16 protein-coding genes are annotated in these 16,540 nt (G+C 40.4%); 7 read left to right on the forward strand and 9 right to left on the reverse strand.

Annotated elements, in window-relative coordinates:
* Positions 1-38 precede the first annotated feature (38 nt).
* The 6 genes from H8B17_RS13640 (at position 39) to H8B17_RS13665 (ending at position 5,937) form a co-directional block, all read left to right on the forward strand.
* Positions 39-1,376, forward strand: coding sequence for an ammonium transporter (locus H8B17_RS13640; protein ID WP_190309770.1), 1,338 nt, complete (start codon positions 39-41; stop codon positions 1,374-1,376).
* A 142-nt stretch (positions 1,377-1,518) separates the two neighbouring features.
* The gene (lepA, locus tag H8B17_RS13645) at positions 1,519-3,309 is read left to right on the forward strand and encodes a translation elongation factor 4 (protein WP_190309771.1); all 1,791 of its coding nucleotides are present in this window, start codon (positions 1,519-1,521) and stop codon (positions 3,307-3,309) included.
* A gap of 24 nt (positions 3,310-3,333) precedes the next feature.
* Positions 3,334-4,218 carry a bifunctional 5,10-methylenetetrahydrofolate dehydrogenase/5,10-methenyltetrahydrofolate cyclohydrolase gene (locus H8B17_RS13650; protein ID WP_190309772.1) on the forward strand — a complete coding sequence of 295 codons (885 nt, stop codon included), beginning with the start codon at positions 3,334-3,336 and terminating at the stop codon, positions 4,216-4,218.
* A gap of 72 nt (positions 4,219-4,290) precedes the next feature.
* A complete protein-coding gene (locus tag H8B17_RS13655) occupies positions 4,291-4,845 on the forward strand; it encodes a hypothetical protein (protein WP_190309773.1) in 555 nt (184 codons plus the stop codon).
* A gap of 105 nt (positions 4,846-4,950) precedes the next feature.
* Entirely contained in the window at positions 4,951-5,403 is a 453-nt protein-coding gene (locus H8B17_RS13660; protein WP_190309774.1) for a hypothetical protein, read from the forward strand.
* Between the two features lie 117 nt (positions 5,404-5,520).
* Complete coding sequence (locus H8B17_RS13665) at positions 5,521-5,937, forward strand: SH3 domain-containing protein (protein ID WP_190309775.1); 417 nt, start codon at positions 5,521-5,523, stop codon at positions 5,935-5,937.
* A gap of 26 nt (positions 5,938-5,963) precedes the next feature.
* Here the strand turns inward: H8B17_RS13665 and H8B17_RS13670 are convergent, their stop codons facing one another.
* Both H8B17_RS13670 and H8B17_RS13675 read right to left on the reverse strand, forming a co-directional pair.
* A complete protein-coding gene (locus H8B17_RS13670; RefSeq protein WP_190309776.1) occupies positions 5,964-6,803 on the reverse strand; it encodes an MBL fold metallo-hydrolase in 840 nt (279 codons plus the stop codon).
* Between the two features lie 16 nt (positions 6,804-6,819).
* Positions 6,820-7,323, reverse strand: a complete 504-nt coding sequence (locus H8B17_RS13675; RefSeq protein WP_190309777.1) for a hypothetical protein — start codon at positions 7,321-7,323, stop codon at positions 6,820-6,822.
* Positions 7,324-7,581: 258 nt separating this feature from the next.
* Between H8B17_RS13675 and H8B17_RS13680 the strand changes: the two genes are divergently transcribed.
* Positions 7,582-8,289 carry a methyltransferase domain-containing protein gene (locus tag H8B17_RS13680; RefSeq protein WP_190309778.1) on the forward strand — a complete coding sequence of 236 codons (708 nt, stop codon included), beginning with the start codon at positions 7,582-7,584 and terminating at the stop codon, positions 8,287-8,289.
* A 71-nt stretch (positions 8,290-8,360) separates the two neighbouring features.
* On the opposite strand, the gene H8B17_RS13685 is transcribed toward H8B17_RS13680, so the two are convergent.
* From H8B17_RS13685 to H8B17_RS13715, 7 genes are all read right to left on the reverse strand, one after another.
* Positions 8,361-11,534, reverse strand: coding sequence for an efflux RND transporter permease subunit (locus tag H8B17_RS13685; RefSeq protein ID WP_190309779.1), 3,174 nt, complete (start codon positions 11,532-11,534; stop codon positions 8,361-8,363).
* A gap of 36 nt (positions 11,535-11,570) precedes the next feature.
* Positions 11,571-12,710, reverse strand: coding sequence for an efflux RND transporter periplasmic adaptor subunit (locus H8B17_RS13690; protein WP_190309780.1), 1,140 nt, complete (start codon positions 12,708-12,710; stop codon positions 11,571-11,573).
* A gap of 38 nt (positions 12,711-12,748) precedes the next feature.
* Positions 12,749-14,095: a TolC family protein gene (locus H8B17_RS13695; protein WP_223816563.1), complete on the reverse strand. Its 1,347-nt coding sequence runs from the start codon at positions 14,093-14,095 to the stop codon at positions 12,749-12,751.
* A 1-nt stretch (position 14,096) separates the two neighbouring features.
* Complete coding sequence (locus tag H8B17_RS13700) at positions 14,097-14,678, reverse strand: TetR/AcrR family transcriptional regulator (protein ID WP_190309782.1); 582 nt, start codon at positions 14,676-14,678, stop codon at positions 14,097-14,099.
* 260 nt (positions 14,679-14,938) lie between these two features.
* Positions 14,939-15,367: a c-type cytochrome gene (locus tag H8B17_RS13705; protein ID WP_190309783.1), complete on the reverse strand. Its 429-nt coding sequence runs from the start codon at positions 15,365-15,367 to the stop codon at positions 14,939-14,941.
* Positions 15,368-15,373: 6 nt separating this feature from the next.
* Positions 15,374-16,018 carry an SCO family protein gene (locus tag H8B17_RS13710; protein WP_190309784.1) on the reverse strand — a complete coding sequence of 215 codons (645 nt, stop codon included), beginning with the start codon at positions 16,016-16,018 and terminating at the stop codon, positions 15,374-15,376.
* Between the two features lie 2 nt (positions 16,019-16,020).
* Positions 16,021-16,458: a transposase gene (locus tag H8B17_RS13715; protein WP_190309785.1), complete on the reverse strand. Its 438-nt coding sequence runs from the start codon at positions 16,456-16,458 to the stop codon at positions 16,021-16,023.
* Between the last annotated feature and the right edge of the window lie 82 nt (positions 16,459-16,540).

Genomic DNA, 16,540 nt, shown 5'->3' on the forward strand with positions numbered 1-16,540 from the left:
GTTTTTTCATATTATTGTGTCGTAAAAACATAAAGAACATGTCTATATATCAGAAAAAATCATTTTTACCATTCTTATTGATGGTTGTTTTGGTGGTTATTGCGTTTTTTAACCCCGCTTTACCGACGGGATCGGTCGAGTATGAATACAGTTCCGCAGATGTCGCGTGGATGTTGACGTCAACAGCATTGGTTTTAATTATGACTCCTGGTCTGGCCTATTTTTATGGTGGAATGGTGAAAAAAAGAAATGTCATTTCTACTATGCTCCAAAGTTTTATATGCATGGCAGTCGTAGCTGTTATATGGTTTGCATTTGGGTTCAGTTTAGTGTTTGGTGACTCCCTTGGCGGAATTATCGGAAATCCTATGACATTCTTTATGTTTAATGGTGTTTTAGATCATCAGCCTTGGGATGGAGCTCCTACCGTACCATTCGTACTATTTGCTATGTTTCAACTCAAGTTTGCCATTATTACACCGGCGCTTATTACAGGAGCTTTCGCAGAACGTATTCGTTTTACCTCTTATATTCTTTTTATCTGTTTATTCTTTATTTTTATATATGCACCGTTGGCACACGCCACTTGGCATCCAGACGGTGTTTTACTCCAAATGGGTGTTTTAGACTTTGCAGGAGGAACAGTAGTACATATGTCTGCCGGATTAACGGCTCTCGCGTCCGCTATCTACTTAAAGCAGGGCAAAACGGCTAAAGAGCACACACCAGCTAGAATAACTTACGTACTTTTAGGTACGGGGCTATTATGGTTTGGCTGGTTTGGTTTTAATGCGGGTTCAGCGTTCGCTGCGGATGCTCTGGCGGCAACTGCGATGGCTACGACAACGGCAGCATCTGGAGCGGCAGCTATTATGTATATCTTGTTTGACGCTGCAAGAGGCATTAAACCTTCGGCTATGGGTACTTGTATTGGGGTCGTCGTTGGTTTGGTGGCCATCACACCGGCTGCTGGATTTGTAAGTATTCCACATTCCATTGTTATTGGGGCAGTAGCTGCTATTATAAGCCGATTATTGATCGATTGGCGTACAAAATCAAATATAGATGATACGTTAGATGTATTCCCTAGTCACGGTGTTGGGGGAATGGTCGGTATGTTATTAACAGGTGTGTTTGCACATTCTGCTATCAATGGGGCAGTTGAGGCAAATGGTCTATATTATGGAGAGACGGATCTGTTTTTCGCGCATCTTATCGGTCTTATCGGAGCCTCCGTATTTATTCTCGTGGTCGCATTCATTCTTCTAAAAGTAACAGATATGATAACACCATTGCGTGTCAGTGATCAAGAAGAAGAAGAAGGTCTGGATTTGTCGCAGCATGGCGAAAGACTTTCATACGACGCTAATAACTAATGGATATAAAGAAGCGATCAATAACTAAACAATAGGAATAGCCGATTTTATCGGCTTTTCTTTTTTAGTGTATGATTTTTACCACCAATATCTCCTTTAAAAAATTTATATTTGCCAATTAGAATATTGGATAAAGACCTGTATGAAGCATATACGTAATTTTTGTATTATCGCACATATCGACCACGGGAAAAGCACATTGGCAGACCGTCTGTTGGAGTTTACGAACACCATTTCGCAACGGGAAGCGCAAGCGCAACTGTTGGACAGTATGGATTTAGAGCGTGAACGTGGGATAACGATTAAATCGCATGCCATTCAAATGGAATACACCAAAGATGGCGAGCAATATATTTTGAACTTGATCGATACGCCGGGACACGTTGACTTTTCTTATGAGGTATCGCGTTCGATAGCAGCATGTGAGGGGGCGTTGTTAATTGTGGATGCTTCTCAAGGTATTCAGGCGCAAACTATATCGAATCTATATCTCGCATTGGAGCACGATTTGGAAATCATTCCCGTACTTAATAAAATGGATTTGCCCGGGGCAATGCCGGAAGAAGTCAAAGACCAGATTATCGAATTGATCGGAGGTAAGCGTGAAGAAATTATACCGGCTTCTGGTAAAACCGGAATGGGCGTGCCTGATATTTTAAGTGCCATTGTGGAACGCGTCCCACCGCCGGTTGGTGATCCGCAAGCTCCTTTACAAGCTTTAATTTTTGACTCTGTCTTTAACTCTTTTAGAGGAATTATGGCTTACTTTAAAGTTGAAAATGGAGAAATTCGAAAAGGAGACCGAGTAAAATTTGTGGCGACAGGGAAGGAATATTTTGCGGATGAAATCGGTACACTTAAACTTAATCAGGTCGCTAAGGATGTTGTCAAAACAGGTGACGTAGGCTATATTATCTCTGGTATTAAAGAGGCACGTGAGGTGAAAGTGGGGGATACCATTACGCATCGTGATAGGCCTTGTATAACAGCAATCAAAGGCTTTGAAGAGGTTAAACCGATGGTTTTTGCCGGTATTTATCCGGTGGATACGGAAGATTATGAAGAGCTTCGTGAATCTATGCACCGTTTGCAATTGAATGATGCTTCGCTGGTTTTTGAACCGGAATCTTCCGCGGCCTTGGGATTCGGTTTCCGATGTGGCTTTTTGGGAATGCTTCACATGGAGATAATTCAGGAACGTTTAGAACGGGAATTTGACATGACCGTTATTACCACGGTACCAAACGTATCTTATCGAGCTTTTCTTACAAAAAACAAAGAGGAAGTCGTTGTACATAATCCATCGGATTTGCCCGATCCGAGTAAGCTGGATTTTATCGAAGAGCCTTATATTAAAGCGAATATTATTACTAAGGCCGACTTTGTCGGTCCGGTGATGTCTTTATGTATTCAAAAAAGAGGAACGATTATCAATCAATCCTATCTAACGTCTGACCGAGTAGAGCTGACTTTTGAAATGCCGATGGGCGAAATTGTTTTTGATTTTTATGATAAATTGAAAACAATTTCTAAGGGGTACGCCTCGTTTGATTATCACCAAATCGGATACCGTCAATCGGACTTAGTAAGATTGGATATTCGTCTGAACGACGAACCTGTGGATGCTCTATCCTCTCTTATCCATCGAAGTAACGCCTATGATTTTGGGAAAAGGATTTGTGAGAAATTAAAAGAGCTGTTACCGCGGCAGCAATTTGAAATACGTATACAAGCATCTATTGGTGCAAAAATTATTGCACGAGAAACCATTTCGGCTTTGCGAAAAGACGTAACTGCGAAATGCTACGGAGGTGATATCTCCCGAAAACGTAAATTATTGGAAAAACAGAAGAAAGGGAAAAAGAGAATGCGGCAAGTAGGAAATGTGGAAATTCCCCAATCTGCATTCATGGCTGTTTTAAAATTGGATTAGGGCGTATCGAATAACGAATACAAGATGAATATATTAGATGGAAAGCTGGTGTCAGCAAAAATTAAAGAAGATATAAAAAAAGAAGCCGCTGCATTTACGGCACAGTCCGGACGAAAGCCGCATTTGGTTGCGATTTTAGTCGGAAATGATGGCGGAAGTGAAACGTATGTGGCTAGTAAAATGCGCAATTGCGAGCTTGTAGGTTTTGAGTCGACAAATGTCCGTTATAATGTGGATGTTTCAGAGGAAGAGTTAATTGCAAAGATAAAGGAGATTAACAAAGATCCGAACATCGATGGACTGATTGTCCAACTGCCTTTGCCAAAGCATATTGATCCGGAAAAGATTACGGAGACGATCGATTATCGGAAAGATGTGGACGGTTTTCATCCTATTAATTTAGGACGGATGCAACGTAATCTGCCTTGTTTTATGCCGGCTACCCCCTATGGTATTATGCTCATGCTTGAATACTATAATATCGATACCGAAGGCAAGAAAGCTGTTGTGGTTGGTCGTAGTAACATTGTTGGGGGACCGATGAGTATACTATTGGCTCGTAATAGCCATCCCGGAAATTGCACCGTGACGTTAACCCATAGTCGAACAGTGAATTTAAAAGACGAGGTGCTTGCTGGCGACATTGTGATTGCAGCCATTGGTCGGAAGCATTTTGTTACTGCAGATATGGTGAAAGAAGGAGCAGTAGTGGTCGATGTAGGTATTAACCGAGAGGAATCTAAGGAGACAAAATCTGGTTTTAAACTTTACGGAGATGTAGATTTCGATGAGGTGTCTAAAAAATCATCTTGGATTACACCTGTTCCCGGGGGGGTGGGGCTGATGACTATCGTCGGTTTGTTGAAGAATACGCTAGAGGCGGCAAAAGGTACGATCTATCCTAAATAAGGTATCTCGTTTTTGGTATAGTAATTGTATATCAAGCTATAATTAACTCTGTTATAATTAAAAATTATTAAGATGAAAAAATTAATGTTAATAGCGGCTGTTGTAAGTACTATCGTTGTTGCGTCCTGCAATAATAGTCCTAAAGATACCGACAGCGACATGACGACAGGCGAGAAACTGGATCAGACACTGGAAAAACTGGAAGAGCATCAAGATCATGCGCATGCGAATCTGCAGGAGGAGTTAGCAAAAGCAGAAGAAAGAGTAAATAAAGCCAAGGCCGATTTGGATGACGCCATCGAGAGAGGAGATAAAGAAGCGGAAAAGAGCGCACGAAAAACATATGACGAGGCAAATACTTTATGGGAAAAAACGAAAGTAACGGCTCGTGAAGCGGGAGTGAAGGTACAAGAAGGCGCAGACAAAGCTGTAGACGCTACCAAAGATGCCGCTAAAGCTACCGGAAACGCATTAGATAGAGCATATGATAAAACGGTCGATGCTACCAAAAATGCGGCAGATGCTACAGGAAAAGCAATCGATAAGGCGATAGAAAAAACTGGAAAGAAAGCAAATGAGGTCGCGGATGACGCTGATAAGAAGTTAGAAGATTTAAAAAATCGCTAAAAGTTTGATATGACTACTAAGTGACGAGTAGATCCTATGATTAAAATATATCTTTAGGCCTCCCGAATTATTGGGAGGTTTTTTTATAAGCATTCTACACACTATATGGATATTGGAGTTAAAAAAGAGTTATTAAGACGTTGTTTTAAAAAGATTGAAGAAAGGTTAGGTGAAATTTCGATTGCTATTCAACAGGCACAGGAAGCGACAGAAAATGAAACGAAAAGCAGTGCTGGTGACAAATATGAAACCTCGCGTGAGATGTTACAACAAGATTTAAACCGTTTCCATATACAACTATCACAAGCGAGAAAAGATCATATTTTACTGCAGAAAATAGAGGTAGGAATTAAAAAAAACGTCGAAATTGGTGCTATAGTGACGACCGATTATTTAACCTACTTTATTGCCGTGAGTTTAGGGCAACAAGAGATTGGTGGAAAAAAGATTGTGGTGATTTCTCCTGCCTCACCCATAGGGAAGTTATTGGTGGGAGCTGCCACCGGTGAATATATTTCCTTGAATGGAACGAAGCAACTTATAACAGGAGTCTACTGAAGAATGGCGGCAATCACGCCATCATGGAAAACAATAGCGCCCTATTTGTTGTTCCACTAGTAAATTGCTGATCGCTTTGTTGAGTTTATAGAATTCTTGTAAGATAACGGTATGGATATGGCACTTCTGAATAAATATAAATCTCTTATTACTGCTGCCGAGAACTTGGTAACCGGAGGAGTTCAGTTCATGGAGCAAGACAGCATTTTAATTATTAAAGGAGCAGCTCCCAGTGCGGAAGTAAAAGATAAGTTGTGGGATATCTATAGCCAAATTGATCCTAATTTTATATCACGGGAAGTGTCACTAGATATAGAAGTTTTGGCTACTGTAAAAGGTTGTAAAGCATACATGATCGTAGAAGAACCTATCCTAAATATTCACAAAGGGCCTGGAGTAGAGTCGCCTATCATCGACAAAGTCCAAAGACAAGAAATAGTAATTATCCTTAGCCGGACCAATGTGTATTGGTGGCTTGTGCGCACGAACAACAGTGAGGGATATTGCTACGCGCAGAATATTGAACTTGTGTAGATGGGGATCCCTGGAAGTGAAGAAAATTAGTCAAAGATTTCCTCTAGTCGGAACGTTTCTTTCAATCGAATTCCTTTTTCTGTTTGCTGCAATGTACAACAGGCATTAACGGGATCGTGTTCTAGAAATAGAATATATTCATTATCGACAATTTCTTGCCAATAATCTTGCCGTTCTTCCATAGTAACCAACGGACGTACATCGTATCCCATAACATAGGGGAGGGGGATGTGGCCGACAGAAGGCAGTAAGTCCGCCATATACAGGATAGTTTTCCCTTGATAGCGAATTTGTGGTAGCATCATTGCTTCCGTATGCCCATTTGTATAGCGAATGTCAATGTTAGGAGAGAAGGGCACCTCTTCTTTTATAAAATTTAATTGACCACTTTCCTGAATCGGAAGAATATTCTCGCTGAGAAAGGATGCTCTTTCTCTAGGATTGGGATGTACCGCCCAATTCCAATGTTTTTCATTGCTCCAGAAACGTGCGTTTTTAAACGCGGGTACGAAGTGGTCCCCGTCCCTTTTGACGGCACCTCCACAATGGTCGAAGTGGAGATGTGTCAAGATTATATCTGTAATATCATCCCGATGAAAGCCATATTTCCTTAACGAATTATCCAATGTGGCATCACCGTGGAGAAAATAATGGCTGAAGAACTTTTCATCTTGTTTATCACCTATCGCGGTGTCCACTAAAATGAGTTGTTTATTGTCTTCAATAAGCAATAATCTATTCGTCCAAGTACATAGATTCCGCTCGTCAGCAGGGTTGGTACGTTGCCATAAAGATTTAGGCACCACACCGAACATGGCTCCGCCATCTAGCTTAAAAAATCCAGTTTCAATAGTGTATAGCTTCATGTCACGCGTAGAGTATCTACTTTTTAAATAGCCCGCCTAACGCATCGCCTAATTTTCCTTTTGTAACGGCGCTTATTGCATCGTCAATACCCACCTTACCATCACCATTTTGGTCTAAAGCCGAACCCGCATCACCTCCCGTAAGGGAGCCTATGATTTCACTGACGTTGAAGTCCCCACTTTGCACTTTATTAGAGATCATGCTAATAATCTGCGGTATAATGCTACTCGCAAAACCTCCAGCAGTACCACCGTCTAAACCGGCATTGCCCAATTTAGCGCTTAGAGACGAAATAATATTTTGCACTATTGGATTTGACGTCAAAGTATTTTTATCTGTATGACCGAACATACTGGTTAAATCGCCTAAATTTCCACCTGAAACAGCGGATTTTAATCCGTCCATCAAGGAAGAGCCCGTAGCTTGAACGACATCGCTTTCTAGGCTATCGTTGATGTTAGTGTTATTGCTAACCTCTTGTCTAGTAGCTTTTTGTATTATTTCTTGAAATTTGTCCATCACCTTTTTGATTTTATTACACTATAAACCTAAATAAATTTATCTTTATATGCAATTTAATTGCGCATAATATAAAAATGAATTATTAATAGGTGTTTGTTCTTATCTGTATTCATAAGTGTTATGTGGTTTATTGGAAGCTATCTCGATAAAATTTAACGAAGTTGCAGCCAAAAAGAGGCGTAAAAAAAATGATTAGTTAAATTTGAAACAGGCTCTTATTGGCGATAATTTTTTTTATGGAAAATAATTAAAAGGATGAAATCAACAATTCAAGAAATCGAAGAACGGTTTGATAAAGATGTAGCGCGGTTCTCTAAATTGGAAACTGGACAGCAAACAACGCTCGATGCAGCGTTCAACATGGAACTTATAACAGAGTCAATCGTCCGTTGCTCCCCCAAGCTAAAAGCTGTACTGGATATAGGGTGTGGTGCCGGAAATTATATGGTAAAATTAGCACAAAAAGTCGTCGATATCGATATTACATTGCTGGATTTAAGTCAGCCGATGTTAGATAAGGCGTTAGAAAGGGTTGGTGAGGCAACATTAGGAAAAGTGAATGCACTCAAAGGCGATTTTAGAACAGTTGATTTTGGTACAGATAAGTATGATGTGATTATCGCGACAGCTGTGCTGCACCATCTAAGAGACGATGTCGATTGGGAAACAACATTTAAAAAGTTATTTAATTTGCTCAATGACGGTGGTAGTGTATGGATCTTTGATTTAGTACATCAGACAGACACCATATTACAACAATATATCTATCATGATTTGTATGGTAAGTATTTGGAGCAGTTAAAAGATCGGGATTATAGAGATCACGTATTTGCTTACATCGAGAAAGAAGACTCTCCCCGTAGTTTGATGTACCAACTACAGCTATTGGAAAAGGTTGGATTTAAAAAAGTTGATATATTACACAAACATTTATGCTTTGCCTCTTTTGTAGGGTTCAAATAAACAAAGTACGACTTATATAAAAGAAAAGGACGCCCACCATGGGCGCCCTTTTCTTTTTGTCAATTATACGCTTAATGTGAGCTTAAGTTCTTCGCCCGTTCGGGGTCAAAATTAGCTTCCAATTCAGCAAGCTTTTTCTTTCCGTAGGCAAGTTTCGTAATGACATAAAATAATACCGGAATAATAAAGATACCAATTAAGGTAGCTGCACCCATTCCGCCGAATACCGTCCAGCCGATAGTCTGACGAGAGAATGCACCTGCACCAGTAGATATCATTAAGGGAATAATACCCAAAATAAATGCGAAAGAGGTCATAATGATGGGCCTCAGCCGCAATTTCACAGCATCCAATGTCGCATCCAATAGTGGCATCCCAATGTCCACACGCTCTTTCGCAAACTCTACAATCAAGATCGCATTTTTACAAGCTAAACCAATAATCGTCACCAAACCAATCTGTGCGTATATGTTGTTGTCCAATGCGGGGATGAACAATAATGTCAAGATTGCTCCAAATACACCCAAAGGTACGGATAACAAAATTGAAAACGGAACAGACCAGCTTTCATATAGTGAGGCAAGCAAGAGGAATACGAATACAATACATAAAGCAAAGATCATCACGGTCATATTACCTGACTGTTTTTCTTGTAACGATAATCCTGAAAAGTCGTACCCATATCCGTTAGGTAATGTTTGTGCGGCTACTTCTTCTAGAGCCCGTAATGCATCTCCAGAACTGTATCCCGGTGCTGCAGAACCACTTACTTCAATACTTCTAAAAATATTGTAATGATTGATGATAGAGGGGTTTTGTACCAATTCCCAAGAAATAAGCGTGCTCAAGGGGACCGGATTTCCACTGATGTTATTTACAAATAACTTATTGAGATCTTCAATGTTCATTCGGAAATCCTGATCTGCTTGTGTTACGACGCGGAAGTTACGTCCGTATCGAGTGAAGTCATTGACATAAGCCGAACCTAGGTACGCCGAAATCGTACTGTAAATAGACGAAACCGGAACAGACATTCTTTTCGCTTGTTCTCTATTAACAGAAATTTTAAAATTGGGCGAGTTTGAGTTAAACAACGTATACGCCATACCTATTTCCGGTCGTTGATTTGCTGCAGCTAAGAATTGGCCTACAACGCTTTCAAACTGTTTGATATCGACCGTCTGATGGTCTTGGATCATCAGGGAGAACCCGCCGGAAGTACCTAAACCAGGTATGGCTGGAGGAGTTACAGCAAGTACATTTGCTTTATCATAATGTGCGTATTTTCCCATGATTCCGCCTGCAACTTCCGCTGCCGTGCGCTTACGTTCTGACCAGGGTTTCAAGGATACAAATAATGTTGCCCCGTTTGATTTGAACGATCTATTCAATATATTGATGCCTGATATAAGTGTAATGTGTTGTATTTCAGGGTAGTCCTTTCGAAGATCTGCTTCTAATTCGTCCAATACCTCCCCCGTACGACTCGCGGAGGAGCCTTCGGGCAGTGTTACTCCCGCGAAGAACATCCCGTTATCTTCGGTAGGAATAAAGCCGGTGGGTTTGATTTGGAACATATATCCCGTTCCAACGTATAAACACAACAAAATAATAAGCGCAAGAGGTGCTCTGCGAATCATATTTTTGACTCCCCTCGAGTATTTAAAGGTTACTCGTTCGAACCATAAATTGAATTTATAAAAGAATTTATTCAAGCCTTTAGCATCTTTGTTTACAGCAGTTGGCTTTAACATGATGGAACATAAAGCTGGTGTTAGAGAAAGCGCGACGAAGGCTGATATTAATACCGACACAGCTATCGTAATCGCAAACTGTTGGTAAAGTTGTCCGACCATGCCTGGAATAAAACCTACGGGCACAAAAACCGCGGCCAAAATAAATCCAATTGCGATAACTGGCGCTGTAATATCTTTCATGGCGTGACGGGTTGCTTCCTTAGCATCCATTTTATAATGATCGATATAGTGTTGTACAGCCTCCACGACTACAATGGCGTCGTCCACAACAATTCCAATGGCAAGTACAAAAGCCAATAAAGTAAGGTTGTTTATGGAAAACCCAAAAAGTGTAAAGAAAATAAAGGTACCGACGATTGACACTGGAATTGCCAAAACCGGGATTAAGGTAGCCCTCCACGACTGTAGGAAGAAGAAAACAACGACGGTTACTAACAACAATGCTTCGACGAGGGTATGTATTACGGATTCGATCGACGCATTTACAACAGATACCGTTTCGTAACCCACAACATAGTCGACATCAGGCGGAAAGGACTGTTTTAGTTCTTCTAAAGCCGCGTAAATACCGTCTGCGGTTTCCACCGCATTCCCACCAGGTGTTTGGGCAACCATCATACCCGTCGAACGCATGCCATTAACGCGTGTTGTAGTAGCGTAATTGAACTGTCCCAATTCGACCCGGGCAACATCCTTTAACTGAACGATAGATCCATCTGTAGGATTTGTCTTTACGATGATCTCTTCAAAATCCTCTATTTCGGATAAGTCCGAGTCGGTAATGACTGGATATTCAAAAACTTGGGAATTGTACTGTGGAGGCGCTCCGACGGAACCGCCAGGCATACGAAGGTTTTGCTCGGAAATGGCATTAGATACATCAGTAGGCGTCAGGTTTAACGCCGTCAATTTATTTGCATCTAACCAAACTCGCATTGCGAATGGTTGTCCAAAGGCTGTTACATCCCCAACTCCCTTCACCCGCATAATCGCATCTTTAATATATAAATTGGCGTAGTTTGCTAAGAATTTATCGTCTCGTGTACCATTAGGCGACACCAAAGACACAAGCATCAAAATATCGGTATTAGCTTTACGGGTGGTTACTCCTAGGCGACGTACGGCTTCTGGCAAAACAGGTTCGGCAATACCCACGCGGTTCTGCACGTCAAGGGTCGCTATATCAATATCTGTACCCACTTCAAATGTGACGGTTATGCTCGACTGTCCGTTAGAAGTACTATTAGACGACATATATATCATTCCCGGCGTACCATTAATTTGGCTCTCAATGGGAGTGGTTACTGTCTGCTCGACGGTTTGTGCATCCGCACCTGTGTAGTTCGCTGTTACCGTAACGGTGGGTGGGGCAATGGAGGGATATTGGCTGATAGGCAGCGTCATGATAGAAATCGTACCGATAATCATAATCAATATCGAGATAACGATTGCCGTGACGGGCCTTCTTATAAAAACTTCTGATATCATATTTTTCTATTATACTTATTTAGGGGCCTACAACAACTATTTCTGAGGTGTGCTCTGTTCCGCAGTTTTCTCCGTCACTTTCGCACCATTTCGTACATTCATTATGCCGTCGACCACAATCCGATCGCCAGCTTCTATTCCATTGTTTACGACGACTTTATCTTCCACCTTTAATCCAAGTTCTACAGGGCGGAGCTCGGCTAGACTACTATCGTTGACGACATATACATTGTAAACGCCCAATTGGTCTTGTACCGCTTTAAACGGAATCATTAACTGTTCTGTAGCCGTCGTACTCTTAACATGCATGGTCACGTTCATACCTGCTCGCAATTCATTTTGGGGGTTGCTGAACGAAGCCCGGATAGTCAGTCTTCCGGTAGTGGGATCGACTGCGCGGTCCATCGTCGCAATCTTTCCGTCATGTGAGTAAACGGTATTGTTCGGTAACGACACCGTAACGTCAGTAGACAATTGGCCGGATTGATAACCAGCGAACTCCATAATTTCTTTTTCACTGATTTGAAACTCAACGGCAATCGGATCGATTGCACTGATGGTATTCAGCAGTGTAGTACCCGGAGATACCAATGCACCCGTGCGTACTTTCGAAATTCCCACAGCCCCGCTAAATGGTGCGCGTATAATAGAACGCTCCAAATTAGTCTCCGCAGTAGTTAATGCCGCCTGTGCAGCTTGGATTTGAGCTTTCTGATTATTGACATCTGTTATAGCGTAATCCAACGTCTGTTTTGCAATTGCATCTTGTTCCGCGAGCGTTTGATAACGTGTTAGATCTTTTTCTACTCGTTGTAGATTAGCTTTAGCGATTTCTAAATTGGCCTTAGCTTGATCAACAGCTGCTTGATAACGGATACGGTCAATTTCATATAAGGGTTGTCCCTTTTTTACAGCGGCACCATCTGCAACATATATTTTAGTTACATAACCAGATACTTCCGCTAATAGATCAGCTTCTTGAAGAGGAACGACACTCGCTGCATAACTTTTAAGGCCGGAAACAATCTGTTTCTCTACAGTTGATGTTGTCACCGGAATAGCCATTTGTCCGGGGGCAGCCGCTTGCTGCTGTTTTGCCCCATCTTTGGAACCGCAAGACTGCCATAACAAAGCGGAACTTATAATTAGTGCAGAAAATAAATAATTCTTATTCATGTTTTCGTGTATTTCGTGGTTGATTGATAAGGATTTTTTTATCGCGTTGTTTCTACTGTGCCCAACGCTTTTTGAATATCTAGCTTGCTGGAAAGAACAGCATACAAAGCATTAAGATAATTTAATTGAGTCGTTCGAAGGTCACTTTCAGATGTCATTAACTCTAAATAAGTTTTCACCCCAGCATCGTATTGTAGCTTGATGGTATTATAAACCTCTTCGGACAATTCCATATTTTCTTTCGCATTTCGCCACTCGTTCATATTCGAACGATAGCTCGCCATAGCTGCCGAATACTCTGCACTGATCATATTCTCCAGATTCTTCAGATCCCACTCTATTCTTTCTTCTTCTAGTTCTGATTTGCGGATTTCCTGAATACGCTTGGTTCCAGTGAAAATAGGGAAGCTTAATGATAGCCCAACAGCAGAACTAGGGTAGTTGTGCGCATATAACTGGCTAAACTGACTGTTCAAGTAGTTGAGGTTATAATTTGCGTAAGCGCCCAATCGAGGCATAAAGCTCCATTTTTGGTATTGTGTATTCAATTTCTGAACCTCGCGCAATGTTTCCAGTTGTTGGAATTCTACCCGGTTGGCAATATGAAGTAATTCCGTGGTGTCCAGTAAAATATTGGATTCCAAGGACTGATTGATAAAGGATAGAGAAATCTCTTGTGTTGCAGGAATATTTATAAGGGATTTCAGATAATCATATTTGTATTTGCGCGCTTCATTAGCTGATTTTAATTGTGCAGTGACATTGTTCAACGATATTTGCGCCCGTTTATAATCTATTTTGTCTACCAATCCAGTTTCATAGCGGGCATTGGCTTCTGTATACTGACGTTTTAGACGGACAATGTTCTCATTAATGATTTTAATAGTCTCCTCTGAGGTCAGTATATCGTAATAGGCTTTACTTACATCCACCACCGTATTGATTCTGGTGTCCTCTATATTTAAATTGTTTTGCTGACGTATGTATTTGGCCGCACGGGAAGCTTGGAACAATTCAGGACTAAGGATAGCTTGATCAGCTTGGAAACCAATCACACTATTGTTTTTCTGGCCCATTTGCATCGCCTGACCATTAACAACCATCGTTTGTATTTTGAGATTGTGTACCAAGGAAGCAGAAGCATTGATTTGTGGAAACCAACCGGATAATGCCGATGCAATTTGCCTTTCGCCTATTTCTTGGTCTATATTTGCTTGTTTTAATTCAATTTTATTGCGTAGGGCATACTCGATAAGCTCATCCAACGTTGCGTTGCTGTTGAGTTTTTCAGTCTCTTCGTGATTAACTGTCTGTGCTTGTGCGTATCCCAGTCCCATAACACAGGACGCCAGAAACAACGATAAAGCAACCTTTCTAAACTTCATATTACTGATATTGATTTTTAACACCATTCCAAATAATTTCAATTAATTCCGCGCGGCCTTTGGCCTGCATTTTACAAAAGCCATAAGTAACCATTTTAACATGGGACGTTGCCGACCCTATATAAATTGATATTAAGGTATAGAAACTGACATTTCGGAGAATACCAGATTTTATGCCTTCTTCAAAAAATAAATGCATTTTATCGACGCCGTAATACGTTGTCTTTTTTTGTTTTATGAGCTCATAATAGGGCGATGAGTAAAATTGTTCTATAAACCAGAACGTCTCTTTATGCGCTATATAGTAATCTACCAGCCGATTCCAAATGTAAAAGAACCTCTCCTTATAAGGGAGATCTTCTTTAAAATCAAAAATATGCTCATTTGTCTTTTCCCGACAATACTTAAAAAGTTCTAAAATCAATTCATCTTTGGAACTGAAATAATGGTATATCGTACCCGTAGCTACATTGGCATGCGCTGCTATCTGACTCATAGGCGTACCATGAAACCCATACTCATTAATAAGTTTGAGTGTGCTTTCAAAAATAGCCTCTTTTTTATTTAACAATTGAACGTTCATTCGGGTGCAAAAGTAGGAAAAAAATCAGGGTTTAAATGTCAAATATTTGTTATAAATGAAGAGGGGAGTTAGTGTCTTCTCGACACTAATGTTAAGTTTTTGTTAAATACACCTTTTTAAGAGTGCTTTATTTGCATAATCAACTAATCTTCCTTATCTTTGTAGTATCATAATTTAGGTTTATAATTGGTTAGTTTAGAAAGGTTTCCATTCTCCCCGTTTGGAAACCTTCTTTTTTTCTAAGTATGTAAAATGGATTTTCACATCCGACAATTTGCTAAACTATTTTTAACTTTTTCCTGCGTATACGTTTCGACGTCATTACCAAATGTAGTGGTGATATAGGTTAATATATATGCAATGTCTATATTGGTCAATTCGTTATTCCCAGGCATTTCACCTTTATAGATCTTCCCGTGAATCTTTACAGATCCTGTCATGCCGTTCTTTACGATACATGCAAGTTTTTCTCTGTTTTCTGCTAAATATGCAGAATCAGTTAACGGAGGGTAAAGCATACCCAACCCCTCGCCTTTCAATCCATGACAACTTTGACAGTGCGTGACGTAAAGTTTCTGGCCATTTACAGCGTACTGTGCGGTTTTGATACTTACGTTGGGTTGGCAGGAAAAAATAAGCATACCGATAAGTATGCTTATAGCTGTTAATGAGCATATCGTATTTCGCATTTCTACTTATTGTTCTTTTAATAAGATCTCTAAATCTTCGAAAAGCTGAGCGACTTGCTCATCGCTTGTCCCGTCATACGCACCACGGATGCGTTTTTGCGAATCAATTAGTACGAGATAACTTTGGTGGTCATAACCACCTGGTGCACTTTCATCTTCTTTCGTATAAACCAAGTATTTATCCGCGATGCCATAGATATCCCTTTTTTCGCCTGTTACAAATTGCCATTGTTTGTTCGTAACACCTAATTTCTCTGCATACGACTTGAGTACACTCGGCGAATCGTATTTAAAATCTATGCTGTGGGATAAAAAAGAAACCTGTTCATCATCTTTATATTTTTCATAAACCTTTAACAGGTTCCGTTGCATGGTTGGACATATACTTGGACAGTGTGTAAAGAAGAAATTGGCTACATACACTTTATTATCGAAGTCTTTATCTGTAATTTCAACGCTATCTTGATTGATAAAAGAAAACGACGGAATCTGGTGATAAATAGTATCTACGACTGTTTTGCCGTCTACTACGCGTTCTTCTGTGGTCCTTTCGCCAATGATGGGCAATTTCTTTTCGCTTTTTCCCGAACACGCGACAAAAAAGGAAGAAAGTGCGAGAATGCTAAGATATGTTATAAGTTGACGTCTCATAATTACTTTTTGAAAGGGGCTAATAGGCTTTCCGCTTCATACTTTACTTGTTCAAATTCTGTTTTCAATTCGGAGATACGTTTCACCTCCGTTTTTTGATAATCCACATCTGTGCTGTCCATCGCATATTCTTTCATCCACACCATCATTTTATCCGTAGCTGATTCCAGATTCGTTTTTAAAGTATGGAGTTTTTCCCGCGTGTCTGCTGTATCGAGATCTGGATCCATACTTTTTAGTACGGAAAGGTTTTCTAGTAAAGAATCTATCAGAATCTCGTGCTTGCTGAAGACGGAGATTTGAGGCATTATCTCATCATGTATTCCAATAGCGTTTTCTCCTAGTTTTTCTGCTTCTTCGTTTTTTTCGTTTGTATTCTGGCAAGCACCAGCAAGGAATAAGCTGAGTGCTAAGGTACCTAAAGTAAGCTTTTTCATCATGTTCGTTTTATTTTAGTGATGTTCTACACTGCAAATATAGGACTCCATCTATATTTAGAATAGATTATGATTGTTTATTTCT

The sequence above is a fragment of the Sphingobacterium arenae genome (genome assembly GCF_014692505.1).
GTDB classification, from domain to species: domain Bacteria; phylum Bacteroidota; class Bacteroidia; order Sphingobacteriales; family Sphingobacteriaceae; genus Sphingobacterium; species Sphingobacterium arenae.

What these genes read in the sequence shown, in the direction of transcription:
- H8B17_RS13640 (WP_190309770.1), top strand. Translation starts at nt 39, where the DNA reads ATGTCTATATATCAGAAAAAATCATTTTTACCATTCTTATTGATGGTT.
- lepA (WP_190309771.1), top strand. Translation starts at nt 1,519, where the DNA reads ATGAAGCATATACGTAATTTTTGTATTATCGCACATATCGACCACGGG.
- H8B17_RS13650 (WP_190309772.1), top strand. Translation starts at nt 3,334, where the DNA reads ATGAATATATTAGATGGAAAGCTGGTGTCAGCAAAAATTAAAGAAGAT.
- H8B17_RS13655 (WP_190309773.1), top strand. Translation starts at nt 4,291, where the DNA reads ATGAAAAAATTAATGTTAATAGCGGCTGTTGTAAGTACTATCGTTGTT.
- H8B17_RS13660 (WP_190309774.1), top strand. Translation starts at nt 4,951, where the DNA reads ATGGATATTGGAGTTAAAAAAGAGTTATTAAGACGTTGTTTTAAAAAG.
- H8B17_RS13665 (WP_190309775.1), top strand. Translation starts at nt 5,521, where the DNA reads ATGGCACTTCTGAATAAATATAAATCTCTTATTACTGCTGCCGAGAAC.
- H8B17_RS13670 (WP_190309776.1), bottom strand. Translation starts at nt 6,803, where the DNA reads ATGAAGCTATACACTATTGAAACTGGATTTTTTAAGCTAGATGGCGGA.
- H8B17_RS13675 (WP_190309777.1), bottom strand. Translation starts at nt 7,323, where the DNA reads ATGGACAAATTTCAAGAAATAATACAAAAAGCTACTAGACAAGAGGTT.
- H8B17_RS13680 (WP_190309778.1), top strand. Translation starts at nt 7,582, where the DNA reads ATGAAATCAACAATTCAAGAAATCGAAGAACGGTTTGATAAAGATGTA.
- H8B17_RS13685 (WP_190309779.1), bottom strand. Translation starts at nt 11,534, where the DNA reads ATGATATCAGAAGTTTTTATAAGAAGGCCCGTCACGGCAATCGTTATC.
- H8B17_RS13690 (WP_190309780.1), bottom strand. Translation starts at nt 12,710, where the DNA reads ATGAATAAGAATTATTTATTTTCTGCACTAATTATAAGTTCCGCTTTG.
- H8B17_RS13695 (WP_223816563.1), bottom strand. Translation starts at nt 14,095, where the DNA reads ATGAAGTTTAGAAAGGTTGCTTTATCGTTGTTTCTGGCGTCCTGTGTT.
- H8B17_RS13700 (WP_190309782.1), bottom strand. Translation starts at nt 14,678, where the DNA reads ATGAACGTTCAATTGTTAAATAAAAAAGAGGCTATTTTTGAAAGCACA.
- H8B17_RS13705 (WP_190309783.1), bottom strand. Translation starts at nt 15,367, where the DNA reads ATGCGAAATACGATATGCTCATTAACAGCTATAAGCATACTTATCGGT.
- H8B17_RS13710 (WP_190309784.1), bottom strand. Translation starts at nt 16,018, where the DNA reads ATGAGACGTCAACTTATAACATATCTTAGCATTCTCGCACTTTCTTCC.
- H8B17_RS13715 (WP_190309785.1), bottom strand. Translation starts at nt 16,458, where the DNA reads ATGATGAAAAAGCTTACTTTAGGTACCTTAGCACTCAGCTTATTCCTT.